The organism is Thalassovita sp., from assembly GCF_965218685.1.
Lineage (GTDB): Bacteria > Pseudomonadota > Alphaproteobacteria > Rhodobacterales > Rhodobacteraceae > Thalassobius.
Genome location: NZ_OZ244657.1, coordinates 258,737 through 281,510, shown reverse-complemented (window position 1 = coordinate 281,510; position 22,774 = coordinate 258,737). Strand labels below are relative to the sequence as shown.

The following is a 22,774-nucleotide window of genomic DNA, read 5'->3' as shown; positions in this document are numbered from 1 at the left end:
TGCCTGTGCTATCGCGCTACAAGTCGCGCCCAACCTCCATCATCAGATCGCGTAACATCCTGGTTTCAGGATCGTGTTGCTGTTTGTAGTTGGTGACAAGATATTCCTGCAGCGGCGGCACGGTGACGGGCGGGTTCAGGAACGTCATACCGGGTATATTCTCAAAGAACGGCACCAGGCGCTTGTGCACGGTCGCGATATTGCGGGTGCCGGGGATGTAGTAAGGAAGAACAACGAAATTCGGCAGGGACGCGGCGACTTTGATTTCCCGACCCTGTTCGTCCAGCCAGCGTTCGAAATGGCTTTTGCCATCCATCACAAAGAAATCGGTCACCACATGGGGCGACGAGAAGAACGTCTTGGCATCCAAACCCGAACGGAGCACCGGATTGTCCGAACACAGCACGCATTGAAACGTGTCTTCAAACAGAAGTTCGGCTTCATAGTCATCGTTGGCTGCGAAACCTGGGGCGATGAAAAACTCGACCACACCACGCTGAAACATGCTGATCGATTCCTGGGTGAAGGGGACCACGGACAACGACACCCCCGGTGCCCGCTGTGCCAGAACCTTGCTGAGGGCGGAAACATAAACGGCGGCCACATAGTCTGATGCAACGATCGTGAACCGGCGTTTGGTCTGGGTCAGGTCCGTCTGAGCGCGCATCCGGGTCAGGGCGCGCAGCTGCGCGATCATTTCGGGGACCAGGTTTTCCAGTTCGGCTCCGAACGGGGTGGGGACCATCTGCTGCCCGTCATAGTACAGAATTTTATCGCCGAAATGCTGGCGCGCGCGGTTCAGCGCACTGCTTAACGCCGATTGCGTGATCAGCAATTCCGCCGAGGCCGTGGTGACATTGCGGTGACGCATGAGCGCTTCGATCGCCACCAAAAGGTTCAGGTCAAATTTCTCGAGATGCATATGGGTAGTAATAGAATTAATGACGTCTATTTCAATTATTAATTTTCAAACTACCCAGAGTCGCGACTAGGCTGTCCGCGACGGATCGGGTGCAAAAGCCCGGCCACACACTGGGAGGAAATCATGAAATCCAAGGCACTTGGGGCTCTGGCCCTGATGATTGCGGCCACGTCGGCCGCTGCGGACAATTTCAACGTGACAATCGTTGCGGGCCATCCGCCGATTTTTCGCTGGGTGAAGCAGTTTGGCGTGGCCTTTGAGCCCGCCGCCGCTGCAAAGCTGGAGGAGCTTGGCCACACGCTGAGCGTTTCGGGGCAGTACGGCGGTGCGATCGCTGGCGTGGGCGAAGAACTGGAAACGGTCGAGGCCGGCCTGGCCGAGCTGGGCGCCTGTTCGTCGTTGTTTGATCCGGCCAAGCTGGCGGTGCAGAACGTAAGCTACTACACGCCTTTCGTCAGCGCAGACGCACGAAAAGTGGCCGAGACCATCCACAACATGCATCTGAATGACCCGCGCATGACAGAGGCCTATACCGAGAACAACGTTGTTTATGTGGGCGCGCCGTCGGCCATTGATGACTACATCCTGATGACCAATTTCGAGGTAAACTCGCTTGCCGATCTGGAAGGTCGCAAGATTGCGGCACCGGGCCCGGCGATCAACTGGCTGTCGGGCACCGGAGCTGTTGGGGTTCAGGGCAATCTGACCACCTACTATAACGAGCTGCAGACCGGCGTTTATGACGGAGTGATCGTGTTCGCCTCGGCTGCGTTCCCGGGCAAACTGTACGAGGTGGCACCCTATATCACCAAGATGGGCCTGGGCGCTCAGTTCGCGGGCTCGATCTGCGCGAACAAAGATTGGTGGGACGGTTTGGATGCTGACGTTCAGGCGGCCTTCAGGGCTGGGGCCGATGCCGCGATGGAGTGGTATCTGGGTGACCTGGAAGGCTTTGTTGGCCTGGCCTATGCCAAGATGGGCGAAGCTGGCGCCAAGATCAAAGACGCGCCTGATAGCCTGCGCGCCGCGTGGGCCGAAACCATGCCCAATTCAGCCAAGGACTGGGCCGCGGGTCTGGACAAGCAAGGCAAGCACGGCACCGCCATCCTGACCGAGTACATGGATGAAATGCGCGCCGGAGGGGCCACGCCTCTGCGGAACTGGGATCAAGAGTAAGCCCTATGAAAAGCTTGTCTTTCACTTTGCGTTGCCTGGACCGGGCAACGCAGGGTGCCAATATTGTCGGGACCTTGCTGATCGTTGGGCTGGTGCTGATCATCTGTGTTGATGTCATCGGCCGCGAAGTGGCCGGCAGCCCGCTGCCCGGTGTCCCCGAGATGGTGTCGCTGTCCATCGTGGCCATCGTGTTCCTGCAGGTGCCACAGGCCCTGAAAGCAGGGCGACTGACACGTTCGGATGGGCTGATAGACGTGATGCACAATCGAGTGCCATTGCTTGCCAAGGGTTTGGAAATTCTTTTCGACACTTTGGGCGCCTTGGTGATCAGCGCGCTGATCTATGCTCATTGGCCGATGCTGCTGAAATCCATCAAACGGGCGGATTTCGTGGGCTCGGTTGGCAACTTTACCTTTCCCACCTGGCCGGTGAAGCTGATGATCCTGATCGGCTGCGTCCTGCTGGTACTGCAATTTTTGGCGCGCATCCTGCGCCGCCTGATGCCGGAGCAATCCTCATGACCGATTTTGCCATTGGTATCTTCAGCCTGGTCGCCATGGGCGGGCTGGTGCTGGGCGGGCTGTATGTGCCCATCGCGTTGATCCTGTGCTCGTTCGTCGGGGTTTGGGCGATCAAGGGCAATATTCTGCTGGCCACCAAAATGCTGGGGCTGGCGGCGAATGACGCGATCTCCAGCTATTTCTTTGGTGTGGTGCCGGTGTTCGTTCTGATGGGGTTCCTTGTGTCGGAATCCGGCATGGGGCGCGACGCCTTTGACGTGGCCAACGCCATGTTCAAGCGGATCAAGGGCGGTCTGGGTGTGGGCACGATTGCCGCGAACACGATCTTTGCCGCCATCACCGGGATCTCGATCGCCTCGGCCGCCGTGTTCACCAAAATCGCGGTCCCCGAGCTGCGCCGCCATGGCTATGGCACGCGTTTCTCGGTGGGCGTGGTCGCGGGCAGCTCGGTGCTGGGGATGCTGATCCCACCGTCGCTGCTGTTGATCCTGTATGGCCTGCTGGCCGAGCAATCTATCGGAGATCTGTTCCTGGCAGGTCTTGGTCCAGGTTTGGTACTGGCCCTGTTTTTCGGGATCGGGACCGTTGCGATGGCCGTGTTCTGGCCCGGGTTCGTCGGGCGCAACCTAAGCGCCGATTCCGAAGAGATCCCACCGTCAGAACTGATGCGCAAGGGGCTGCCCATCGCGGGACTGATCGCCTTGGTTCTGGGCGGCATCTACGCGGGCTTTTTCACTCCGGTCGAGGCCGGGGCGGTCGGCACAGCCGGTGCCCTGATTATCGGCCTGCTGAAACGCCGACTGGATTGGGCCAGCCTGTGGCGTGTTCTGGTCGAAACCGGGATGATCACAGCGGCAATCTCGTTTCTTATCATCGCCGCACAGATGTATTCTCGGATGCTGGCCTTTTCCGGGGTGCCTGCAGGCTTTGGCAACATGGTCGCTGGCGCGGACATCAACCTGCTGAGCCTGATGCTGCTGTATTGCCTGGTCGTTATCCTGATGGGGATGATCCTGGACAGCGGTTCGATCATGCTGATCCTTGTGCCGCTGATGCTGCCGGTGATCACCTCGTTGGGGGTTGATCTGGTCTGGTTCGGCATCGTGACGGTGATCGCCGTGGAGATCGGGCTGCTGACCCCGCCCTTTGGCATATCCGTCTATGTCATCAAAGCCACTTTGGATGACCCCGAGATCGCGCTGAAAGACATCTTTATCGGTGCGGCGCCTTTTGCGGCCATGATGTTGGTCTGTCTTGCGTTGGTCATTCTGTATCCCCCAATTGCTACCGGCCTGCTGGACCGGTGATCGGAGAAGAACATGCAACTTATTGATCTTTCGCATTCGCTTGAGAACACAGAATACGCGGATCCACCCGGATTGGGGCCGAAAATCACCTATATGGGCCATAATGAAACCACCGATCAGTTGTTGGAATTCTTCCCCGGCGTGACGCGGGACCAATTGCCGGGCGGCGAAGGCTGGGCGGTCGAACAGATCACCCTGTCGACCCACAATGGAACTCATCTGGATGCGCCCTATCATTTCCACTCGACCATGGATGGGGGCAAACGTGCGCTGACCATCGATGAGGTCCCGTTGGAATGGTGCTGGGGGCGCGGAGTCAAGCTGGACTTTCGCCATTTCGAAGACGGCTATGTTGCCACCGCTGCGGATGTCGAGGCCGAGCTGAAACGGATCGGGCACGAGATCGCAGATGGTGACATTGTGCTGGTGAACACCTCTGCGGCTGCGGCCTATGGCACCCCGTCCTATGTGGCTACGGGCTGCGGGATGGGCCGTGAGGCGACGAATTACCTGTCGTCGCGCGGGGTCAGGATCACCGGCACCGACGCCTGGAGCTGGGATGCACCCTTTGTCCACACGGCCAAACGTGTGGCTGAAACGGGCGATGCATCGTTGATCTGGGAAGGCCACCGCGCGGGAATGGACCATCTGTACATGCACATGGAAAAGCTGGCCAACCTGGAAAGCCTGCCGTCGACCGGGTTCGAAGTAATCTGTTTTCCGGTCAAGATCAAAGCGGCCAGCGCAGGTTGGTGCCGCCCTGTCGCGGTTCTGAAAGGATAGGTCATGACCCAGATCGTTACGCGCGCCGCAAACCCTGCGGGCGTCACTACCATGCCCGATTTTCCCAAGCCGGTCATACGTCCGGGTGAGCCGATCCGCTTTGCATATGAAGTGGTCGCGGAACCCGGCGAGGGGCAGAAAAAACGCGGAGTGATCCTGTCGCCGCGGCCTGATTACAGCTCGTGGGAAATTATCTGCGACGAGGGCACCGGCATGGGGGGCGACGACAGCGCGCCCTCGCCACTGGGTTATCTGATCATGGGGGTGGCGTTCTGCCTGCTGACCCATATTCAGGGCTATCTGGAAAAGGCTCCGATGCAGATCGACAACCTGCGGGTCGAGATCCGAGCCGAATACGGCACCCTGCCGCCCGAACCCGGTCAGGGCCAGCAAGGGCAGGGCATGTGCGACGCCTACAGTTGTCATGTGCTGATCGACAGCCCCGAACCCGACGAGAAACTACAACACCTGATCCAGGTTTGCCGCGATGCCTGCATGGCCATCGCGACCATCAGCACCGCAGTGCCCACCACAACGCGCGTGTTCCTGAACGGCGCGACCGAGGGTCAGCAGGTCTAATTCACGAGGAGTGGCCAAATGAAATTCTGTACGATCGATAATGGCACGCCGGATGGGCGCGTGCATGTAGTCTCGTCCGATGGGGCGCGGATGCAGCCGGTGAACGGCGCAGACACCCTGCAAGAGTTGTTGGAGAATTGGGACGCTTTGGCCCCCGGTTTGAACGCGCAATACGCGGCGCTGAATGGCGATACCGGGGCCGAGGCGTTTGATGTGCAGCGTGCGCTGTCCCCATTGCCGCGGGCATGGCAATGGTTGGATGGGTCAGCCTTTGAAACCCATTCTTTGCTGCTCCAGCAGGCGTGGGGAATGCCGGTCGTGGGGCTGAATGACCGGCCTTTGATGTATCAAGGGTTGTCGAACGAATTCCTGCCGCCGCATGGCGTTGCCAAATTCCCTTCCGAAGCGGACGGGATTGATTTTGAAGGCGAATACGGCGTGATCGTGGACGCGGTTCCCATGGGGACCAAGGCCAAGGATGCCGCGCAATACATCCGGCTGATCGTTCTGATCAATGACTGGAGCCTGCGCGCGCTGGGTCCCATTGAAATGGCCACTGGCTTTGGCTGGTTACAATGTAAACCGGCCTGCGCCGTGGCCCCGATCACCGTCACGCCGGAAGAATTGGGCGAAGGCTGGCGCAATTCGCGGGTCTGCCTGCCGCTGAACGTGACCTATAACGGCAAGGAATTCGGTCGCACGAATGGCGAAGAGATGAAGTTCGGTTTTGATCAGTTGATCGAGCATGCCGCATACTCTCGCGATCTGCCTGCGGGGACGATCATCGGGTCGGGCACTGTGTCGAATACGGACTATGCGACGGTCGGGTCCAGCTGTATCGCGGAACGCCGCGCCATCGAAACCATCGCTGGGGACATGGGTGAAACAAGCTTTATGCGTCATGGGGACACCGTCGTAATGCAGGTGTCAGACCACGATGGAAAGGACCTGTTCGGAACGATCGAACACACGGTCAAGATCGTGGGCTAGCGGCCTAGTACAGGATCGCCGCGAACAGGATGGACGACAGCAACAGGAACACCGTGGTGCTGCCCAAAACGGTCAGCGCGCGGTGTCCCGACTGGAAAATTTCTTGCACGTTGCTCAGCAGTCCGATGGCCGCGATCGAGACATAGAAGATGCTGCGCGAGACATGGGAAACCGTTTCGGTCAGCACCGCAGGCAGGCTGACCGCGCTGGCCAGGATGGCAAGCGCGATAAAGACCACGACGAACCAGGGCAGGGTGATGGGGCCTGCTTTGCCCTCGCTGCGGGCAACGTGGATGGACAGGATCAACAGGATGACAGGCAGCATGGCCACACGGATCATCTTGGTCAGGACGGCCATTTCGCCAACGTCGTCGGAGACTGAATAGCCCGCCCCGACCACTTGTGCGACGTCATGGATGCTGGCCCCCAGAACAAAGCCCTGTTGGTGGAAATCAAACCCCAAGGCATCCACGATCAGCGGATAGGCGACCATTCCCACGGTCGACAGGGCCGTGGCCGTCAGCACGATGGTCATGGTCTGACTGCGGTACTGTTTCATCGCGGGCAAAAGCGATGACATGGCCAAAGCTGCCGAAGCGCCGCAGATTGACACGGCACTGGCAGCCACCAACGCCACCGGGGCCGGCCAACCGGCCCGGCGCCCGATCCAAAGGCCCAGAAAAACTGTGCAGACCAGCAGGCCAACGACCACCAGCGCCGCCTCGTATCCCAGTTTGGCGATCGTGTCCGTGGTGATCCGAAGACCCAGCAGCGCAACGCCGATCTTCAGCAGCGATGACGCTGCGAACTCCAGCCCCGGCCGGATCTTGGGGTCCTCTGCCAGAAAGGACATCGCAATCCCAAGCAGCAGGGCAAAAGGCATCACCGGCGCGCCATAGCGTTGCCCCAGCGCCAGAGCGGCAAGACAAATCACGACCGACAGGCCCATTCCCGGCGCCAGCCCTTTGGTGGTTTCGATCAGCTTTTGCATGAAGGCTCCTGCGGGGTGCGCGTTCTGGCGCAGCCTGTGTGTGTAGCGCCGCCGGGTCAAGCCGGATTTCCCGTGATTTGCCAAATGACTGGCTTGGCGCGCCTTAACGGGCAGGGTAGGCTGATCGTTAGCTAGCGAACAGAGGGGGCAGCCACCATGCAGATGGCAGACGAACGGATCATTCAGGTGGATCGAGCAACGGTCTGGGCGGCTTTGCTTAGCCCCGAGGTGCTGAAAGAATGCGTGCCCGGCGCGCAAGAGGTCACAGGCTCGGTCGACGAAGGGTTCGAGGCCACGGTCGTGCAAAAGGTCGGCCCGGTGAAAGCGACGTTCAAAGGCACGGTTACCCTGTCTGACCTGGTCGAGAACGAAAGCCTGACCCTGACCGGAGAGGGCAAAGGCGGGGCGGCTGGTTTTGCCAAGGGTGGCGCCAAGGTCACCCTGTCCGAGGTCGAAGGCGGCACGCGTCTGACCTACGAGGTCGAGGCCAAGGTCGGCGGCAAGATCGCTCAGTTGGGCAGCCGCCTGATTGACAGTTTTTCAAAGAAAATGGCTGACCAGTTCTTTGAAAACTTCCAAACGGCCGTTGAACCCGCAGCCGAAGAGGCCCAGGCAGAGGGCGAGACCAAGAAGGGCTGGTTCGCAAAACTGCGTGGCTGATCGGGCTGAACGCGGGATTTTGGCAACGCAGACACGATTTCCCACTCTTAGGCCAAGCTGACGCCGGGCCCTGCCTTGTTTGTCCGCACCTGGCATTCTACATGAGCTTCTATGAAACGCTTTATTCCTTTTGTTAAGTCGCCGCCGCGCGTCGCCATTGTGCGGCTGCAAGGCATGATCGGCACTGGGCGCGCCCCGCTGAATGATGCGGTCATGGCCCCGCTGATCGAGCGCGCTTTTCGAAGAGGGAAACCCGCGGCGGTCGCGCTGGTGATCAACTCGCCCGGAGGCTCGCCCGTGCAATCAGCGCTGATCGCTGCGCGGATCCGGCGGTTGTCCGAAGAAAAGAACGTCCCCGTGCATGCCTTTGTCGAAGACGTCGCGGCCTCGGGCGGGTATTGGCTGGCCTGTGCGGCCGATGACATCTGGGCCGACTATGGCTCGATCGTGGGGTCCATCGGCGTTATCTCGGCCGGTTTCGGCGCGCATGAGTTTATTGCCAAACACGGGATCGAACGGCGGGTGCATACCTCGGTGAAATCCAAATCCATGATGGACCCGTTCAAACCGGAAAAACCCGAAGACGTGGACCGGCTAAAGGAAATTCTGGGCGACATGCATACCGGGTTTGAAACCTATGTGCGCGAACGTCGCGGGGATAAGCTCCAGGACGATCCCGACCTGTTCACCGGTCGCGTCTGGCTGGGTGAAAAGGCCACCGCGCTGGGGTTGATCGATGGTCTGGCCCATGTCGAACCCAAGCTGAAAGAGCTGTACGGTGATAAGGTCAAGTTCCTGCGCTATGGTCGCCGTCGCGGATTGTTCCAACGCTTTGGTGCCCAACTGACTGACGACGCACTGACCAGCATCGAGGAGCGCGCCGCCTATGCGCGTTTCGGGCTCTGACGTGATTTTCAAGATCATCTCTTTGTTCCTGATCGGAATGGCCGTGCTTGCCATGTTCGGAAAGCTGCGCTTTCCCGGCCAGAAGAAACTACAATCCAAACGCTGCCCGGACTGCGGCCGTTTCAAAATTGGCAGTGGCCCTTGCCCCTGCAAAAAAGGAGTTCGCTGAGAATGGATTGGGTGTTTACCGCCGTCGGGCTGGTGATCTTGTTGCTGGCCGGGGACGCGTTGGTGCGTGGGGCGGTGAACCTAAGCCTGCGCATCGGGATCCCCGCGCTTATCGTCAGCTTGACCATCGTGGCCTTTGGTACCTCAGCGCCCGAGCTTCTGATTTCGATCACCGCCGCATTAGAGGGCGTGCCGGGCATTGCTCTGGGTAACGTCGTGGGGTCGAATACGGCGAATATCCTGTTGGTGTTGGGGGTGCCCGCGCTGCTGGCGACGATGCACACGGCTGATTGTGAGACCCGCAAAAGCTATGTTTTGATGATCGCCGGGTCTGTTCTATTCATCGCATTGGCGTTCCTGGGCGAGTTCAACTGGATCAGCGGCATCGTGCTGTTATTGGCGCTGGGCTTTGTTCTGTTTGATGCGGTGCGTGATGCACGCGCCCACCGCGCGGCCGGCGAAGACGCCGAGCTGGAAGACCCCGAGGGCGCTGATCCGGACATGCCATGGTGGAAGATCGTGCTGTTCCTTGCGCTGGGCCTGATTGGCCTGCCGCTGGGCGCGAACCTGCTGCTGGAGGGCGCGACCTCGATTGCGCGGGACTTTGGTGTCAGCGAAACTGTGATTGGCCTGACGCTGGTGGCAATCGGCACATCTCTGCCCGAGCTGGCCACTACCGTGATGGCTGCTCTGCGTCGCCAGGCGGACGTTGCCTTGGGTAATGTGATCGGCTCGAACATGTTCAACTTGCTGGCCATTATCGGTGTGGCGTCGTTGGTGCACCCGATCCCCGTTGACCCGGCTTTCTTGCGGTTTGATCTGTGGGTGATGCTGGGCGGGTCGTTGCTGTTGTTCCCCTTTGTTTTCATGAAATGGAACATCAACCGGATTTGGGGTGTGGTCTTGACGGCGCTTTATGTCATCTATGTTCTCAGCGTACTGACCTGAGTAACGGAGAACCGGACATGCCTCTTGCATTGGTGACGGGTGGGGCCAAACGATTGGGCCGCGCCATGGCCGAGTATCTGGCCGGACGGGGCTATGATGTGGCCGTGCACTACGCCAGTTCCGAGAACGCGGCGCAGCAAACTGTTGCCGGTCTGCGCGACATGGGCGTTTCGGCACAGGCCTTTCATGCGGATCTGCTGGACGAAGCGCAGGTGCAGGCTCTGATGCCGGTCGTCACCGCTCATTTCGGTGCGCCGGTGACCTGCCTGATCAACAACGCCTCGATCTTTGAATACGACCGGCTGGACACGGCCACGCGTGAAGGCTGGGATCGGCATTTCGAATCCAATCTGCGGGCGCCCTTCGTGTTGACCCAAGCCATGGCCGCCCATGCCCCCGATCCCGTACTGGACGAGCTGTCCGAGCCCGTGGCCCAAGGGCTGGTCATCAACATGATCGACCAGCGTGTCCGCAAACTGACGCCCGAGTTCATGACTTATACGTTGGCCAAGATGGGCCTGTGGGCCTTTACGCAGACCGCAGCCCAAGCACTCGCGCCGCGCGTGCGGGTGAACGCTATCGGGCCGGGGCCCACGCTGCAGGGCGGGCGCCAAACCGAAGACCATTTCCAGCGGCAGCGCAAGGCGACGATTCTGCAGCGGGGCTCGAACCCTGCTGATATCACCGGGGCGCTTGGATATTTCCTCGATTCGCCGGGGGTTACGGGTCAGTTGCTGTGCGTCGACGGAGGCCAGCACCTAGGCTGGAGAACACCTGACATCCTGGGCCTAGAGTAGCATTTCATATGCACCTACGCGGAAGTTGTGCACTGGTAACGACCTCGTTTCAAAAGCGTTACAAAAACGTCAATGTTTTCAATATTTTGCCAAGTGCTAAATTTTTTATTGTTGAAAAACAACGGGTTGAATATGTGCCTATTTTTTGGGCAAATCACGGAAAGCGCCCTGAAACAAGGGAAAATCAGACATACCGACAAGTTATCGGCAGACTTATCCACAGGTTTGGTGGACGGAATAATGCTTGCCTACATGGGCCAAAGATTGCAGCGCCTTTCAGAGAATCATACGGTCTAAGCGATGACGGATGACTTGCCCGATAACACCCTGCGCGATCCGGCTTTGACCGGCCATGCGCTGATTCAGTCGTACTTGAAAACTCTGGACAGCTCTCCGGGGGTGTATCGGATGCTGGATGCTCAGGCGCGGGTTCTGTACGTCGGCAAAGCGCGCAACCTGCGCGCGCGGGTGTCGAATTATGCGCGGCCCTCGGGGCATTCGGGGCGGATCGAGCGGATGATCCGCGAAACCGCCTCGATGATGTTCCTGACCACCCAGACGGAAACCGAGGCGCTGCTGCTGGAGCAGAACCTGATCAAGCAGCTGAAGCCGCGTTACAACGTGCTGCTGCGCGATGACAAATCTTTCCCGAATATTCTGGTGACGACGGGGCATGACTATCCGCAAATCAAGAAACATCGCGGGGCCAAGAAGGAAAAGGGCGCCTATTACGGCCCCTTCGCCAGTGCGGGCGCGGTGAACCGGACGCTCAGCCAGTTGCAGAAGGTGTTCTTGCTGCGCAACTGCCCGGATTCGCAGTTTGAGACACGCACCCGGCCGTGTTTGCAGTATCAGATAAAGCGGTGCTCGGGGCCGTGCGTGGGCAAGATCAGCCCGGCGGATTACGCGGAATCGGTCAAGGATGCGCGGCGGTTTCTGTCCGGCAGGTCCACGGAAATTCAGGAATCCCTGGCCGCGCAGATGGCCGAGGCGTCCGAGGCGATGGAGTTTGAACGCGCCGCCGCCTTGCGGGATCGGATCCGCGCGCTGACACAGGTGCAGACCGCCCAAGGCATCAACCCGCGCACTGTGACCGAGGCAGATATCGTCGCCCTGCATCTTGAGGGGGGTCAGGCCTGCGTTCAGGTGTTCTTCATCCGCGCCGGACAAAACTGGGGGAACCGTGATTTTTACCCGCGTGTCGGGGCCGAGATCGAGGCGCCCGAGGTGCTGGAGGCCTTCCTGGGGCAGTTCTATGACACCAAAGAACCGCCCAAACAGGTGATCCTGTCTCATCCCATCGAAAACACGGACCTGATGGAGGAGGCCCTGACGCAAAAGCTGGGCCGCAAGGTGGAAATCCTGGTCCCGCAGCGGGGCGAAAAGGCCGAACTGATCGCCAGCGCCGCCCGCAATGCCCGCGAAAGCCTGGGCCGGAAAATGTCAGAGTCGGCGGCCCAGACAAAACTGCTCAAGGGGCTGGCCGAAGCGTTCAACCTAGATACGCCGCCGCAGCGGGTCGAGGTCTATGACAACTCGCACATCCAGGGCGCCCACGCGGTCGGTGGGATGATCGTTGCGGGCCCCGACGGGTTCATGAAGAACCAGTACCGCAAGTTCAACATCAAGGGCGAGGATCTGACCCCCGGCGACGATTTCGGCATGATGAAAGAGGTGCTGACGCGTCGCTTCAAACGTTTGTTGAAGGAAGACCCGGATCGGGGCAAAGGGCTGTGGCCCGACCTTCTGCTGATCGACGGCGGCGCCGGGCAGGTCAGCGCGGTGCTTGAGATCATGCAGGAATTCGGGGTCGAGGATATTCCCATGGTCGGCGTGGCCAAGGGCGTGGATCGCGACCACGGTAAAGAGGAATTTCACCGCCCCGGGCAGCGGCCTTTTGCGCTGCGGATGAATGATCCGGTGCTGTATTTCGTGCAGCGCCTGCGGGACGAAGCACACAGGTTCGCCATTGGAACGCACAGGGCAAAACGGGCAAAAACCGTGTCCGCAACGCCGCTGGACGAGGTGCCGGGCGTGGGCGCTGCGCGGAAAAAGGCGTTGTTGGCGCATTTCGGCTCGGCCAAGGCGGTCAGCCGCGCAAACCTGGCGGATCTAAAGGCGGTCGAGGGGATTTCGGATGCTCTGGCCGAGACGATCTATGGGTTTTTCCACGAAAAAGGCTGATCAGGCTGCGGGTAACGAGACGATAAAGGTCGTGCCCTGACCCAGCGTGCTGACATAGCGGATCGTGCCGTCGTGCGCCTCAATGATTTCCTGCGTGATGTTCAGCCCCAGACCCGAGCCCCCACGCGCGCGGGTCGAAACGGATTCGACCTGACTGAACCGCCCGAACACCTTGTCCTCGCAGCCGGGGGGGATGCCGATGCCATGATCACGCACCAGGATTTCGTTCATGTCGTCGCGCTGACGCAGGGTGATCTCGATACTGGTGCCCCCGTCCGAAAATTTGGCCGCGTTTGACAGCAGGTTGTTCATCACCTGGAACAGGCGTTTCTGGTCGCCCATTACAACGGCCGGGGCCGTGGGAAAGTCCACTACGGCCTGCACCTTGTACTTGTCCAGATAGGACTTGTTGGCGACGATCGCGTCCTTGATCATCGAGGCCAGCTCCATCTGCTCCATCTGGAATTCCATCAGGCCTTGCTCGATCCGTTGCAGGTCAAGCAGGTCGTCAATCAGGCTTTTCAGTCGGCGCGTGTTGTTGTTGGCGATCTCGATCAGGTGCGCGGTCTGGTCAGGCAGGTCTTCCTTGGCCGTCAGTTGGACGATGTCCAAAGCCCCCTGGATCGAGGTCAGCGGCGTGCGCAGCTCGTGGCTGACGGTGGACAGGAAGTCGGATTTGGCCTGGTTGGCGGTTTCCGCCTGCTGGGCCGCCCGCGCCATCAGGTCGGCATGCGCCTGCTGGGCTGTGATGTCGACAAAGGTCAGCGTCCAGCCAACGGCGGGGCCACGCGGATTGATCGGGCTGGCCAGCGGATGCAGGCGCGGATCATAGGTGCTGCGCCCCCAGACGGCCGTATGGTGCACGGGCAGCCGGCCAGTTTTGATGACTTTGCTGACCAATGGGCCGATTTGCGGAAGCTCGGTCAACAGGGCGCCAATGCGGATGTTCTCATTCGCCAGTAGGCGCCGGGCGGGTTTGTTCAGCCCGGAAAGGCGGCCTTCGTCGTCGAAAATGATGGTCGGGGTGTTGGTCTCGTCGAACAGCAGGTCCCGCGCGATCGAGGTGATGTCCATCATGCGGTTGTTCACGATCAACCAGCCAAAAGCGGCCAGCACGAACGAGAACATGAAGGGTGTGGGATCAAAGCCAAACAGCGTAACGTCCCACAGGATATAGGCCGCGTTCCCACCCAGTGGCACCAGCGTGATCAACAGCAGCGTCACAAAGAATGGTCGCAACGAAGGCTTGGCCCGGCGCAGCGTCGCAAAGCTGATCGCAACCGAGGCCATCATGAACGCATAGACATAGCTGACGGCCACGAAAAACAGCGGGCCGTGATCATACTGACCGGACATGCGGCCATCGACCTCGACCAAGCGCGTTCCCGGACCGTACAGCAGGTGGTGAAAATCATTGGTAAACGCCATGATCGACACCACCGTCGGGCCGACGAACAGCGCAAATTTCTTTAGCTGAGGCAGGGAATCGTCCTGGCCCAGGGCATAGTGGAACAAGAACATTGCCCAAGCCGAGGGCATCAGAACGATCCCGGGCCATGCCAGTTGCGACCACAGGACCTTACAGTCCAAGCTGGCGTTCGACAGCTCCATCATGGCGGTAAAGACCCACCAAAGCATGCCGATCTCGGCCGCCATGAAGGCGCGTTTTCCGGGGAATTGGTGCTGGCGCCATACCCATAAGGTAAAGACGACCGACAAAATAAGAACGGACATCGAGCCCATGACGGGCAGGTCAAAAATGTCTGGAGCCAGACAAGCCAAAATTCTTTTCCTCGGGCCAGCGGGTAATGAACCCGCAAAACATTCTGCTTTAATTGCTCCCACAGATCGCCAAGTTATGTGTCAAAACTGGGGCTGGTTCTGGCGAATACTGGGGAATTGTGCCGCGCGGGCACACGCCGTTAGGTCGAAAGGCTACTTTTCAGCAGCGTGTTAACGGGTTAGGAAGCGTCATGACTTGGACAATTCCCAATATTCTGACGGTCATTCGTCTGCTGGCCGCTCCGGGCGTTGCCTTGATGTTTTTGTACTTCTCTCGGCCCTATGCGGACTGGTTCGCGTTGATGCTTTTCGTGGGTGCGGCCATCACCGATTGGTTCGATGGCTACCTGGCCCGGCAATGGAGCCAGGAAACCAAGCTGGGCGCCATGCTGGATCCGATCGCGGACAAGGCGATGGTGGTGATCGCACTGATGGTGCTGGTTGGGTATTCCTCGATGGCGCCGGGGCTGGTGTTGCCGGCGGCACTTATCCTTTTCCGCGAGGTGTTCGTTTCGGGGCTGCGCGAGTTTCTGGGCGACACGGCAGGGACGCTGAAGGTCACCAAGCTGGCCAAGTGGAAGACAACGTTCCAAATGGTCGCGATCGCAGTGCTGTTCCTGCAAGGTGTGTTCGAGCATTATTTCGGGATGTCCAGCTATGGTATGGATGCGGCTCTGGTCGACGATATCCTTGCCGGTCGCGAAGAGGACCTGCAGGGGCTTGAATGGAAGCTGAACGGCATGATTTTCAGCAGCTACGCAGGGCTGATCCTGCTGTGGGTGGCTGCAGTTCTGACCGTGATCACTGGCTGGGATTATTTCCGCAAGGCGCAGCCGCATCTGAAGGATGATCGCTGATGGATGTGTTGTATTTTGCCTGGGTGCGTGAACGCATCGGGATCCCGCGCGAAACTGTGGAAACGCAAGCCGCCACCGTGGCTGATCTGGTGTCCGAGCTGCGCGCTCGGGAAGAACGCTATGCTGCGGCCTTCGCCGACCTGTCGGCGCTGCGTGTGGCCGTGGATCAGGAATTGACGGATTTTGACGCCCCGCTTGAAGGCGTGCGCGAGGTGGCGTTCTTTCCGCCGATGACGGGGGGCTGACATGGCCGTCCGCGTCCAAGAGGCCGCCTTTGATCTGGGCGCTGAAACTGTAGCCTTCGCTGATGCGCAGACCGACATGGGCGCTGTGGTCACCTTTACAGGTATCGTGCGCGACCTGCCCGGCGACAGCCTGGATCGCATGGTGATCGAACATTACCCTGGCATGACCGAAAAGGCGCTTGAGAAGATCGAGGCCGACGCACGCGAGCGTTGGTCTTTGGGCGACGTGCTGATTATCCACCGCTTCGGGGCCATGGCCGCAAACGAGCGGATCATGATGGTCGCAACGGCCTCGCGCCACCGCAAGGATGCGTTCGAGGCGGCCGAGTTCCTGATGGATTACCTGAAATCCCGCGCGCCCTTCTGGAAGAAGGAATTTACCACGTCCGGCGCCGATTGGGTCGCCGCCAAGGACGAGGACGAGGACGCGCTGCGCCGCTGGTAAGGTTGGTTTGCCTAAATTCACGATATCAATTAGCCTCGGGCCCAGGAGGGCCGTTGATGGACCTGTTCACTCTTGAAAACCCAGTATTTAGAACCTTCGTGATCGCCGCCGCCTTGACCGTGCTTAAGGTGATGGGGCAGGGCTGGATGACCGTCTATCGCATGCTGCGCAGCAACTCGGGTCTGGCCAGTCCCGAGGATGCGCAAAAAGGGTTGATCAACAAGGACCCCGACCCGTCGCAGTTAGAGGTCAACGATTATGTGGACCGCTCCAGGCGGATGCATCGTAATGATCTTGAGAATATCCCTGCGTTCTGGGTCGCTGGCCTGATATTCGTTGCAACCCAGCCCGCGCTGTTATTGGCGCAATGTCTGCTTTACGGGTTTGTTCTGGCGCGTGCGGCGCATTTCGTCGCTTATGCCACCAAGCAAACACACGAGGTGCGCGCGACTTTCTACACGATCGGATCGTTGATCGTGATCTACATGGCGGTGCACAGCCTATGGGTGGTGATCAGCTGATCAATTGGCCGCGTTGGCTTGCTCGAGTTGAGAGCGCAGTTCTTCTGCTTCGTGGCGGGCCTCGCGCAGGCCGTCCATGGTTGCGGACAGTTCAGCCTCGGTCTGGGCCAGCTGATTGGTCAGCTCGGCCTCGCGCTGCTGCAGATAGGTGATGGCCTGATCGCGGGTTTCTTCGGCTTCGTGCAGTTCTTGCGCCATCTTCTCCAGCTCGCCCATGTCGGATTTCGACACGCGGGTAAAGCGGTGGATAAACCAGTTGGCGAACCAGCCCACGCAGAACGCGATGAACAGAACGATTGCGGTCACAATAATGAACTTGATCCTATCCATCGTCTGATCCTCCTTCGGTCGTTGCATCGACCTGATCTTGCTGGGCGTTTTCTTGGGCCGGTTGTTCCATCGATTCAAGCGTGGTTTCCGATTCCTGGGCAGGCTCGGGTCGGATCAGCTTGATTTCGATGCGGCGGTTTGCGTCGCGGCCTTCTTCGGTGTCGTTGTCGGCAATGGGCTGCGATTCCCCATAGCCCCTGGCCGAGAACGAGGCCGTCAGCACCTGCCGCTGTCGCAGCGCGTTCAGAACGGCCTGGGCACGGCGCTGGCTAAGCGCCTGGTTCATTTCTTCGCGGCCCTGACTGTCAGTGTGGCCGCCGATTTCCATCTTCAGCTCTTCACATTCACGCAGCACGTTCGCGACATCGTCCAGAATCGCGGCGGCCTCGGCATCGGGTTTGTCCGAGCCCGGTTCGAAGTTGATCTTGCGGGTTTTCAAAATCTCGGCCACGTCGGCTTCGCATTCGTCCGGGGTCGGCAACGAGGCGATCGGGTCCAGCGCTTCGACATATTCCACGTCGATCTGGAACCGGTCGGTTTCGGCCAGCTGGTTGGCAAAGATACGGGCGATTTCTGCGTTGGTTTCGGTGTTGCCTGTTTTCCCGGAAATCGAGATCAGGTCCGGCGTCACGACGATCAGCCCGTTCGACAAACGCGACAGCCCGTCCAGCGCGGTCAGAATGCGCAGGTCCCAGCGGCCGGGCAGACCTTCGTCCAGGCGGGCGGCGTTGTAGATCGACTTGCTGCCAAAACGGGCCTTGGCAAAGGTTTCCACGGTTGTGCGGGCGGTCTCGTCGCTTAGGCGGCCCCGCAACTGCACCAGGCCCTCGGGCGACAGGGTGGCGGTGAACTCTGCAGCTTCGCCCGCGATATCCTTGGCCACGGGCTTGGTCAGCACCGAATGCAGGGCAAAAACCTCGGGCAGGTTGTTTTCCAGCTCTCCTATGACCTGATCAAAGGTCGCAGGATTGGTGGTTTCCTCGGCAATCAGCGTGATGTCCGCGTCCGAAAAGGTGATCGAGCCCTGGCCGATCTGGGCCAGCGCGCCGATGGATTGTTCCACCGCCTTAGCCCAATGCGGCGAGGGGACGCCCATGCCAACAGTGCATCCGGCGTTGCCCTCAAGACCTGCGGCAGTGGCGGCGGCAAGGATACGGTCGCGGGCCTCGTCGGTTTGGGCCGAGCACGCGTCGAAGCGCGCGCCACCCTCGTCACGGACAAAGCGCAGGGTGAAGGGCGTGATCACCGGGCGCGGCGCGGTGATATCCAGTGTCAGCGTCACGTCATCGGGGGTGCGCCGATTCAGGTCGCTCTCCAGCTTGCGCTTGCTTTCGGCGCTGTCTGCCATGGCGCGGATTTCCACGGCGCCCGCAGTGACCGAGATCTTGCTGCGGGGCAGGAATTCCAGCGCTTCAAGCGCGAACTCCATCGAGCCGCCCCAAGCCTCGGGCACGGGGTAATCGGCGATCTCAAGAAGGTCGGTCGCGCGGCCCTCGGCAGCCATTGGGCGGATGATTTTCAGCAGCGACGCCCGGTCCGTCGATGCGGGTACCAGCCCGATCAACGAGATACCGCTGTCATTGCGCAAAATCTCGACCGAGAAGGTGGGCGCCAAAAGATCGGCGCTGTCTTCCACTGTCATTTGATCAATCACCCGCGCGGCGTCAACAACTGTACCGGCGGTGGAAAGGGCGTTAAACCGTACGGCCTCGGATGGGGCCTCGCCGGTCAGGAAAACCTGCAGCCCGTTTGCTTCGACCTCGGCCCAATGCATCCGCTGAGCGTCCAGCGCGCGGCGCACGCCAAGTTCGGATTGGTCCTCGACGGTGTTGACGGCAAAGCCTGCACCGATGACGGACAGGGCAGCAGCTGCCCCGAACGTGGCCGAGATGATGGCGATGGATGATAGTCGCATGGGCCCTGTCGGTCTTTTCGTTGCTAGCTCTTTAAGGGGCGCTGGCGGTCAGCGCAATCATCCGAACATCGCACCGGCGAAAAACAGCAAGGGGATCAAGCCGGTGTCGCGGTTTGCGCGAAACAGTTTCAGGCAAATCGCGTTATCCTCGGTATCCAGAACCCGCATCTGCCAAATCAGGTGCGCGCCCATCGCCCAAGGCGCCAGCAGGGCGATCAGAACGGCAAAGGGCCGATCAGCCTGGCCGGACATGGCGACCAGTATGGACAGGCCCATCAGGATCACGGTCGCCACCAGAAAACGCCGCAACCATACGGGCGTGTTTTCGGCAAACAGGCGGGCCGTGGACTTCACCCCGATCAGCGCGTCGTCCTCTTTGTCCTGGTGGGCATAGATCGTGTCATAGAACAGCGTCCAGGCAATCCCGGCGAGATACAGGATCACAGGGGCCGGATGCAGGCTGCCGGTATGAGCGACCCAGGCCAGCAGCGCGCCCCAGTTGAAGGCGATGCCCAAAAAGACCTGCGGCCACCAGGTAAAGCGCTTGGCAAAAGGATAAACAGCCACCGGCAGCAGCGCCAGCACGCCCATCGCGATCGCGGGCCCGTTGAACGTCAGCAAAATCCCGAACGAGATCAGCGCTTGCAGCCCCATCCAAAGGGCCGCCTGTTTCACGCTGACCTGCCCCGAGGGGATGGGTCGGGACTTGGTCCGCTCGACCGCGGCGTCAAAATCCCGGTCGGTGATGTCATTCCACGTGCACCCCGCGCCGCGCATCAGCCAGGCACCCAGTCCGCAAGCGACAAATATCCACAGATCGAACCAGCGCGCCTGTCCGTCATGCAAAATCGCCAGTGCCAGACCCCACCAGCAGGGCAGAAGCAGCAGCCAAGTGCCGATCGGCCGGTCCGCGCGTGACAGCCTCAGGTAGGGGCGTAGAAACGCAGGCGCTTTGTGGTCGACCCAATTGCCTGTCACAGCATCGGAAACCTGGCCCTCGGGGCTTTGCATATGCGGATGATCGGGCATAAGAATGGGTCCATGACTGTGAAGATCCGCCTTTATGTAGACCATCCCTTGGGGGATGGGCAAACGGTTCCGCTGAACCGTGATCAGGCCCATTACCTGTTTGGCGTGATGCGCCAGCAGGCCGGTGCCCATGTTGCCCTTTTCAATGGGCGCGATGGTGAATGGCGGGCCGAGGTGACAAAGGCCGGCAAGCGCGCGGGTGAACTGACGTGCCTTGAACAGACCCGCCCAATGCAGATGCCCCCTGACCTGTGGCTGCTGTTCGCTCCGATCAAGAAGGCGCGGACGGATTTCATCGTGGAAAAAGCAGCTGAAATGGGCGCGGCGCGGATCATGCCGGTGCAGACCGAGTTCACCAATTCCGAGCGTATCCGCCAAGATCGCCTGCAGGCCCATGCGGTCGAAGCCGCCGAGCAATGCGGCGGCACTTATGTCCCCGAGGTGACGGATCTTCAGAAACTGGACCGTGTGCTGACCGATTGGCCCCTGGACCGCCAGCTGATGTTCTGCGACGAGGCAGAGGCCGGACAGGCGCGCGATCTGGCTGCGGCCAAGCCCGGAAAATGGGCCATTCTGATCGGTCCCGAGGGCGGCTTTTCCCCTGCTGAACGCAAGCGCCTGCACGCGTTGCCCAACGCGCATGTGGTCAGTCTTGGACCGCGTATTCTGCGGGCGGACACGGCCGCGGTGGCGGCGCTGACGGTATGGCAACAGGCGCTTGGGGACTGGAACGCATGAGCCTGATCCGCCCCGAGGCCGCCAAACGGCTTTCGCGCTGGGCCGAGCCTTCGGCCGCGCTGGCCCTTGTGGCGTTGGGCTTGTGGTGGGCACTGACCTCTTTTGGCGTGCTGAAATGGCTGGGCTGGGCGCTGGCCGCAGTGGGGGCAGTGTTCCTGTTTCTGGGCATCCGGCGGGCACGGTTCTGGCGCGGTGCGGGCGGCGTCGGCCATGTCGAAGTGAACGAAGGCGCGATCAGCTATTTCAGTCCCGAGGGAGGCATGGTCCTGCCCATCGACGCGCTGTCGCAAATCAGCCTGACCGGCGAGGGCCGGGACCGCCAATGGAGGTTGCTGGCCCAGGGGTTTTATCCTCTTTCGATCCCGGTAGACGCCAACGGGGCGCAGGCGCTGTATGACGTCTTCGCCAGTTTGCCCGGAATCCAGATGGAATCGCTGTTGCGGGCGCTGGAAAAGCCTGCGGAAAATTCAGGCAAAAACGATGTTGTGATCTGGTCTCGAAACCTGAACGCCTTGCATTGACTTTGCCGGCTATAACCCTCAATTCTGGCCGGACCTGAGGGATTTAAGACCGGAGCGAGACATGTCCATTCCCCAATCCGGCGGCGGGCCGATCGAGAATATGGCCCAGCTGGCCGAGTATCTGGAATCCGGTTGCAAACCGAAAGACGACTGGCGCATCGGCACCGAGCACGAGAAGTTCGGATATTGCAAAGATACGCTGAAACCGATCCCTTACGAGGGTGAACGCTCGGTTTTGGCAGTGCTTGAGGGGCTGCGTGACGGACACGGCTGGGCCCCGTTGGAAGAAAACGGCAAGCTGATTGGCCTTGAAAAAGACGGCGCGAATGTCAGCCTGGAGCCGGGCGGGCAGTTAGAGCTGTCCGGCGCTCCGCTGGAAACCATCCACCAGACCTGCGACGAGGTGAACGAACACCTGCGTGACGTGAAGGACATTGCCGACAAGGTGGGCGTTGGCTTCATCGGTCTGGGGGCGGCGCCTATCTGGACGCATGAGCAGATGCCGATGATGCCCAAAGGGCGTTACAAGCTGATGACCGATTACATGGATCGCGTCGGCACCATGGGCAAATCGATGATGTACCGGACCTGCACCGTGCAGGTGAACCTGGATTTCGCCTCCGAGGCGGACATGGTTCAGAAATTCCGCGTCGCTCTGGCGCTGCAGCCTGTAGCAACGGCCTTGTTCGCCAACTCGCCCTTCTTTGAAGGCAAGCCTAATGGTCACAAGTCCTGGCGCTCGCGCGTGTGGCGGGATCTGGATGCGGATCGTACCGGCATGTTGCCTTTCGTTTTCGAGCAAGGCTTCGGGTTCGAACAATACGTGGACTACGCCTTGGATGTGCCGATGTATTTCGTCTATCGCGACGGAAAATATATCGATGCCTTGGGGCAGTCCTTCCGTGATTTCCTCAAAGGTCAACTGCCCGCCTTGCCCGGTGAAACGCCGACCCTGTCGGATTGGGCGGATCACCTGACCACGATTTTCCCCGAGGCACGGATCAAGAAATTCATGGAGATGCGCGGCGCCGACGGCGGCCCATGGCGCCGGATTTGCGCCTTGCCCGCCTTCTGGGTGGGGCTGATGTATGACCAATCCAGCCTGGATGCGGCCTGGGGTCTGGTCAAACACTGGGACACTGAAACCCGCGAGGCCTGGCGGGTCGAGGCCAGCGTGCGCGGCCTGCAAGCTATCGTGGGCGGGCGTCGGATGATCGACTTGGCGGCCGAGGTGCTGGATATCTCGCGCAAGGGTCTGATCGCGCGTCAGCGCAGCGGTCTGGGCGGCATGGTTCAGGACGAACGCCATTTCTTGCACGCACTGGAAGACAGCATTGAAACCGGGATGACACCGGCCGATGAGCTTCTGGAGCGGTATAACGGCGACTGGAACGGTGATCTGAGCCGGATCTACAAAGAATTCAGCTATTGATCCAAAAAACGCCCGCATCTGCGGGCG

At 60.1% G+C, this 22,774-nt stretch carries 25 protein-coding genes; 19 read left to right on the top strand and 6 right to left on the bottom strand.

Going from position 1 to position 22,774, the window contains the following annotated elements; genetic code table 11:
* Nucleotides 1–16: 16 nt before the first annotated feature.
* Entirely contained in the window at nt 17–922 is a 906-nt protein-coding gene (locus ACOQOQ_RS01515) for a LysR family transcriptional regulator (RefSeq protein WP_420568399.1), read from the bottom strand.
* A 123-nt stretch (nt 923–1,045) separates the two neighbouring features.
* Between ACOQOQ_RS01515 and ACOQOQ_RS01510 the strand changes: the two genes are divergently transcribed.
* The 6 genes from ACOQOQ_RS01510 to ACOQOQ_RS01485 are packed head-to-tail and all read left to right on the top strand — an operon-like array spanning nt 1,046 to nt 6,278.
* Nucleotides 1,046–2,098 (top strand): C4-dicarboxylate TRAP transporter substrate-binding protein, encoded by a 1,053-nt coding sequence (locus ACOQOQ_RS01510; protein WP_420568398.1) that lies wholly within the window; start codon nt 1,046–1,048, stop codon nt 2,096–2,098.
* A 5-nt stretch (nt 2,099–2,103) separates the two neighbouring features.
* Nucleotides 2,104–2,619 (top strand): TRAP transporter small permease subunit, encoded by a 516-nt coding sequence (locus ACOQOQ_RS01505; protein WP_420568397.1) that lies wholly within the window; start codon nt 2,104–2,106, stop codon nt 2,617–2,619.
* Entirely contained in the window at nt 2,616–3,926 is a 1,311-nt protein-coding gene (locus ACOQOQ_RS01500; protein WP_420568396.1) for a TRAP transporter large permease, read from the top strand. Before ACOQOQ_RS01505 ends, ACOQOQ_RS01500 begins: the two co-directional genes overlap by 4 nt.
* Before the next feature lie 12 nt (nt 3,927–3,938).
* A complete protein-coding gene (locus tag ACOQOQ_RS01495) occupies nt 3,939–4,709 on the top strand; it encodes a cyclase family protein (RefSeq protein WP_420568395.1) in 771 nt (256 codons plus the stop codon).
* 3 nt (nt 4,710–4,712) lie between these two features.
* Nucleotides 4,713–5,288: an OsmC-related (seleno)protein gene (locus ACOQOQ_RS01490; RefSeq protein WP_420568394.1), complete on the top strand. Its 576-nt coding sequence runs from the start codon at nt 4,713–4,715 to the stop codon at nt 5,286–5,288.
* A gap of 18 nt (nt 5,289–5,306) precedes the next feature.
* A complete protein-coding gene (locus ACOQOQ_RS01485) occupies nt 5,307–6,278 on the top strand; it encodes a fumarylacetoacetate hydrolase family protein (protein ID WP_420568393.1) in 972 nt (323 codons plus the stop codon).
* A gap of 4 nt (nt 6,279–6,282) precedes the next feature.
* On the opposite strand, the gene ACOQOQ_RS01480 is transcribed toward ACOQOQ_RS01485, so the two are convergent.
* Nucleotides 6,283–7,269 (bottom strand): YeiH family protein, encoded by a 987-nt coding sequence (locus tag ACOQOQ_RS01480; protein ID WP_420568392.1) that lies wholly within the window; start codon nt 7,267–7,269, stop codon nt 6,283–6,285.
* Between the two features lie 156 nt (nt 7,270–7,425).
* Here ACOQOQ_RS01480 and ACOQOQ_RS01475 point away from each other — a divergent pair, with 156 nt between their 5' ends.
* The 6 genes from ACOQOQ_RS01475 (at nt 7,426) to uvrC (ending at nt 12,932) form a co-directional block, all read left to right on the top strand.
* Nucleotides 7,426–7,929, top strand: a complete 504-nt coding sequence (locus ACOQOQ_RS01475) for a CoxG family protein (protein ID WP_420568391.1) — start codon at nt 7,426–7,428, stop codon at nt 7,927–7,929.
* A 111-nt stretch (nt 7,930–8,040) separates the two neighbouring features.
* A complete protein-coding gene (locus ACOQOQ_RS01470) occupies nt 8,041–8,835 on the top strand; it encodes a S49 family peptidase (RefSeq protein ID WP_420568390.1) in 795 nt (264 codons plus the stop codon).
* Nucleotides 8,816–9,004, top strand: coding sequence for a hypothetical protein (locus ACOQOQ_RS01465; RefSeq protein ID WP_420568389.1), 189 nt, complete (start codon nt 8,816–8,818; stop codon nt 9,002–9,004). The genes ACOQOQ_RS01470 and ACOQOQ_RS01465 overlap by 20 nt, the downstream gene beginning before the upstream one ends.
* A gap of 2 nt (nt 9,005–9,006) precedes the next feature.
* Complete coding sequence (locus ACOQOQ_RS01460; protein WP_420568388.1) at nt 9,007–9,951, top strand: calcium/sodium antiporter; 945 nt, start codon at nt 9,007–9,009, stop codon at nt 9,949–9,951.
* A gap of 17 nt (nt 9,952–9,968) precedes the next feature.
* Nucleotides 9,969–10,748 carry an SDR family oxidoreductase gene (locus tag ACOQOQ_RS01455; protein WP_420568387.1) on the top strand — a complete coding sequence of 260 codons (780 nt, stop codon included), beginning with the start codon at nt 9,969–9,971 and terminating at the stop codon, nt 10,746–10,748.
* Between the two features lie 300 nt (nt 10,749–11,048).
* Nucleotides 11,049–12,932 (top strand): excinuclease ABC subunit UvrC, encoded by a 1,884-nt coding sequence (gene uvrC, locus ACOQOQ_RS01450; protein ID WP_420568386.1) that lies wholly within the window; start codon nt 11,049–11,051, stop codon nt 12,930–12,932.
* On the opposite strand, the gene ACOQOQ_RS01445 is transcribed toward uvrC, so the two are convergent.
* Entirely contained in the window at nt 12,933–14,714 is a 1,782-nt protein-coding gene (locus ACOQOQ_RS01445) for a histidine kinase N-terminal 7TM domain-containing protein (RefSeq protein WP_420568385.1), read from the bottom strand.
* Nucleotides 14,715–14,905: 191 nt separating this feature from the next.
* On the opposite strand from ACOQOQ_RS01445, the gene pgsA reads away from it, so the two are divergent.
* From pgsA to ACOQOQ_RS01425, 4 genes are read left to right on the top strand one after another with little or no spacing between them, the layout of a single operon-like run.
* Nucleotides 14,906–15,571 carry a CDP-diacylglycerol--glycerol-3-phosphate 3-phosphatidyltransferase gene (pgsA, locus tag ACOQOQ_RS01440; RefSeq protein WP_420568384.1) on the top strand — a complete coding sequence of 222 codons (666 nt, stop codon included), beginning with the start codon at nt 14,906–14,908 and terminating at the stop codon, nt 15,569–15,571.
* A complete protein-coding gene (moaD, locus tag ACOQOQ_RS01435; RefSeq protein WP_420568383.1) occupies nt 15,571–15,816 on the top strand; it encodes a molybdopterin converting factor subunit 1 in 246 nt (81 codons plus the stop codon). Before pgsA ends, moaD begins: the two co-directional genes overlap by 1 nt.
* A 1-nt stretch (nt 15,817) precedes the next feature.
* Entirely contained in the window at nt 15,818–16,261 is a 444-nt protein-coding gene (locus tag ACOQOQ_RS01430; protein ID WP_420568382.1) for a molybdenum cofactor biosynthesis protein MoaE, read from the top strand.
* A 56-nt stretch (nt 16,262–16,317) separates the two neighbouring features.
* On the top strand, nt 16,318–16,782 hold the full coding sequence (locus ACOQOQ_RS01425; protein ID WP_420568381.1) for an MAPEG family protein: 465 nt from the start codon (nt 16,318–16,320) through the stop codon (nt 16,780–16,782).
* Here ACOQOQ_RS01425 and ACOQOQ_RS01420 read toward each other — a convergent pair whose 3' ends face one another.
* Genes ACOQOQ_RS01420 through ubiA form a run of 3 tightly spaced genes read right to left on the bottom strand, consistent with a single transcriptional unit; the run spans nt 16,783 to nt 20,056 of the window.
* The gene (locus tag ACOQOQ_RS01420; RefSeq protein ID WP_420568380.1) at nt 16,783–17,112 is read right to left on the bottom strand and encodes a hypothetical protein; all 330 of its coding nucleotides are present in this window, start codon (nt 17,110–17,112) and stop codon (nt 16,783–16,785) included.
* Nucleotides 17,105–19,027, bottom strand: coding sequence for an OmpA family protein (locus ACOQOQ_RS01415; RefSeq protein WP_420568379.1), 1,923 nt, complete (start codon nt 19,025–19,027; stop codon nt 17,105–17,107). Before ACOQOQ_RS01415 ends, ACOQOQ_RS01420 begins: the two co-directional genes overlap by 8 nt.
* 57 nt (nt 19,028–19,084) lie before the next feature.
* Entirely contained in the window at nt 19,085–20,056 is a 972-nt protein-coding gene (gene ubiA, locus ACOQOQ_RS01410; protein WP_420568378.1) for a 4-hydroxybenzoate octaprenyltransferase, read from the bottom strand.
* A gap of 12 nt (nt 20,057–20,068) precedes the next feature.
* Between ubiA and ACOQOQ_RS01405 the strand changes: the two genes are divergently transcribed.
* From ACOQOQ_RS01405 to ACOQOQ_RS01395, 3 genes are all read left to right on the top strand, one after another.
* Complete coding sequence (locus ACOQOQ_RS01405) at nt 20,069–20,794, top strand: 16S rRNA (uracil(1498)-N(3))-methyltransferase (RefSeq protein WP_420568377.1); 726 nt, start codon at nt 20,069–20,071, stop codon at nt 20,792–20,794.
* Entirely contained in the window at nt 20,791–21,315 is a 525-nt protein-coding gene (locus ACOQOQ_RS01400) for a hypothetical protein (protein ID WP_420568376.1), read from the top strand. Before ACOQOQ_RS01405 ends, ACOQOQ_RS01400 begins: the two co-directional genes overlap by 4 nt.
* Nucleotides 21,316–21,376: 61 nt before the next feature.
* Nucleotides 21,377–22,747, top strand: a complete 1,371-nt coding sequence (locus ACOQOQ_RS01395) for a glutamate--cysteine ligase (protein ID WP_420568375.1) — start codon at nt 21,377–21,379, stop codon at nt 22,745–22,747.
* The last annotated feature ends 27 nt before the right edge of the window (nt 22,748–22,774 follow it).

Excerpts from the sequence above, each read along its gene's own strand:
- ACOQOQ_RS01515 (WP_420568399.1), bottom strand. The coding sequence starts at position 922 with ATGCATCTCGAGAAATTTGACCTGAACCTTTTGGTGGCGATCGAAGCG.
- ACOQOQ_RS01510 (WP_420568398.1), top strand. The coding sequence starts at position 1,046 with ATGAAATCCAAGGCACTTGGGGCTCTGGCCCTGATGATTGCGGCCACG.
- ACOQOQ_RS01505 (WP_420568397.1), top strand. The coding sequence starts at position 2,104 with ATGAAAAGCTTGTCTTTCACTTTGCGTTGCCTGGACCGGGCAACGCAG.
- ACOQOQ_RS01500 (WP_420568396.1), top strand. The coding sequence starts at position 2,616 with ATGACCGATTTTGCCATTGGTATCTTCAGCCTGGTCGCCATGGGCGGG.
- ACOQOQ_RS01495 (WP_420568395.1), top strand. The coding sequence starts at position 3,939 with ATGCAACTTATTGATCTTTCGCATTCGCTTGAGAACACAGAATACGCG.
- ACOQOQ_RS01490 (WP_420568394.1), top strand. The coding sequence starts at position 4,713 with ATGACCCAGATCGTTACGCGCGCCGCAAACCCTGCGGGCGTCACTACC.
- ACOQOQ_RS01485 (WP_420568393.1), top strand. The coding sequence starts at position 5,307 with ATGAAATTCTGTACGATCGATAATGGCACGCCGGATGGGCGCGTGCAT.
- ACOQOQ_RS01480 (WP_420568392.1), bottom strand. The coding sequence starts at position 7,269 with ATGCAAAAGCTGATCGAAACCACCAAAGGGCTGGCGCCGGGAATGGGC.
- ACOQOQ_RS01475 (WP_420568391.1), top strand. The coding sequence starts at position 7,426 with ATGCAGATGGCAGACGAACGGATCATTCAGGTGGATCGAGCAACGGTC.
- ACOQOQ_RS01470 (WP_420568390.1), top strand. The coding sequence starts at position 8,041 with ATGAAACGCTTTATTCCTTTTGTTAAGTCGCCGCCGCGCGTCGCCATT.
- ACOQOQ_RS01465 (WP_420568389.1), top strand. The coding sequence starts at position 8,816 with ATGCGCGTTTCGGGCTCTGACGTGATTTTCAAGATCATCTCTTTGTTC.
- ACOQOQ_RS01460 (WP_420568388.1), top strand. The coding sequence starts at position 9,007 with ATGGATTGGGTGTTTACCGCCGTCGGGCTGGTGATCTTGTTGCTGGCC.
- ACOQOQ_RS01455 (WP_420568387.1), top strand. The coding sequence starts at position 9,969 with ATGCCTCTTGCATTGGTGACGGGTGGGGCCAAACGATTGGGCCGCGCC.
- uvrC (WP_420568386.1), top strand. The coding sequence starts at position 11,049 with ATGACGGATGACTTGCCCGATAACACCCTGCGCGATCCGGCTTTGACC.
- pgsA (WP_420568384.1), top strand. The coding sequence starts at position 14,906 with ATGACTTGGACAATTCCCAATATTCTGACGGTCATTCGTCTGCTGGCC.
- moaD (WP_420568383.1), top strand. The coding sequence starts at position 15,571 with ATGGATGTGTTGTATTTTGCCTGGGTGCGTGAACGCATCGGGATCCCG.
- ACOQOQ_RS01430 (WP_420568382.1), top strand. The coding sequence starts at position 15,818 with ATGGCCGTCCGCGTCCAAGAGGCCGCCTTTGATCTGGGCGCTGAAACT.
- ACOQOQ_RS01425 (WP_420568381.1), top strand. The coding sequence starts at position 16,318 with ATGGACCTGTTCACTCTTGAAAACCCAGTATTTAGAACCTTCGTGATC.
- ACOQOQ_RS01420 (WP_420568380.1), bottom strand. The coding sequence starts at position 17,112 with ATGGATAGGATCAAGTTCATTATTGTGACCGCAATCGTTCTGTTCATC.
- ACOQOQ_RS01415 (WP_420568379.1), bottom strand. The coding sequence starts at position 19,027 with ATGCGACTATCATCCATCGCCATCATCTCGGCCACGTTCGGGGCAGCT.
- ubiA (WP_420568378.1), bottom strand. The coding sequence starts at position 20,056 with ATGCCCGATCATCCGCATATGCAAAGCCCCGAGGGCCAGGTTTCCGAT.
- ACOQOQ_RS01405 (WP_420568377.1), top strand. The coding sequence starts at position 20,069 with ATGACTGTGAAGATCCGCCTTTATGTAGACCATCCCTTGGGGGATGGG.
- ACOQOQ_RS01400 (WP_420568376.1), top strand. The coding sequence starts at position 20,791 with ATGAGCCTGATCCGCCCCGAGGCCGCCAAACGGCTTTCGCGCTGGGCC.
- ACOQOQ_RS01395 (WP_420568375.1), top strand. The coding sequence starts at position 21,377 with ATGTCCATTCCCCAATCCGGCGGCGGGCCGATCGAGAATATGGCCCAG.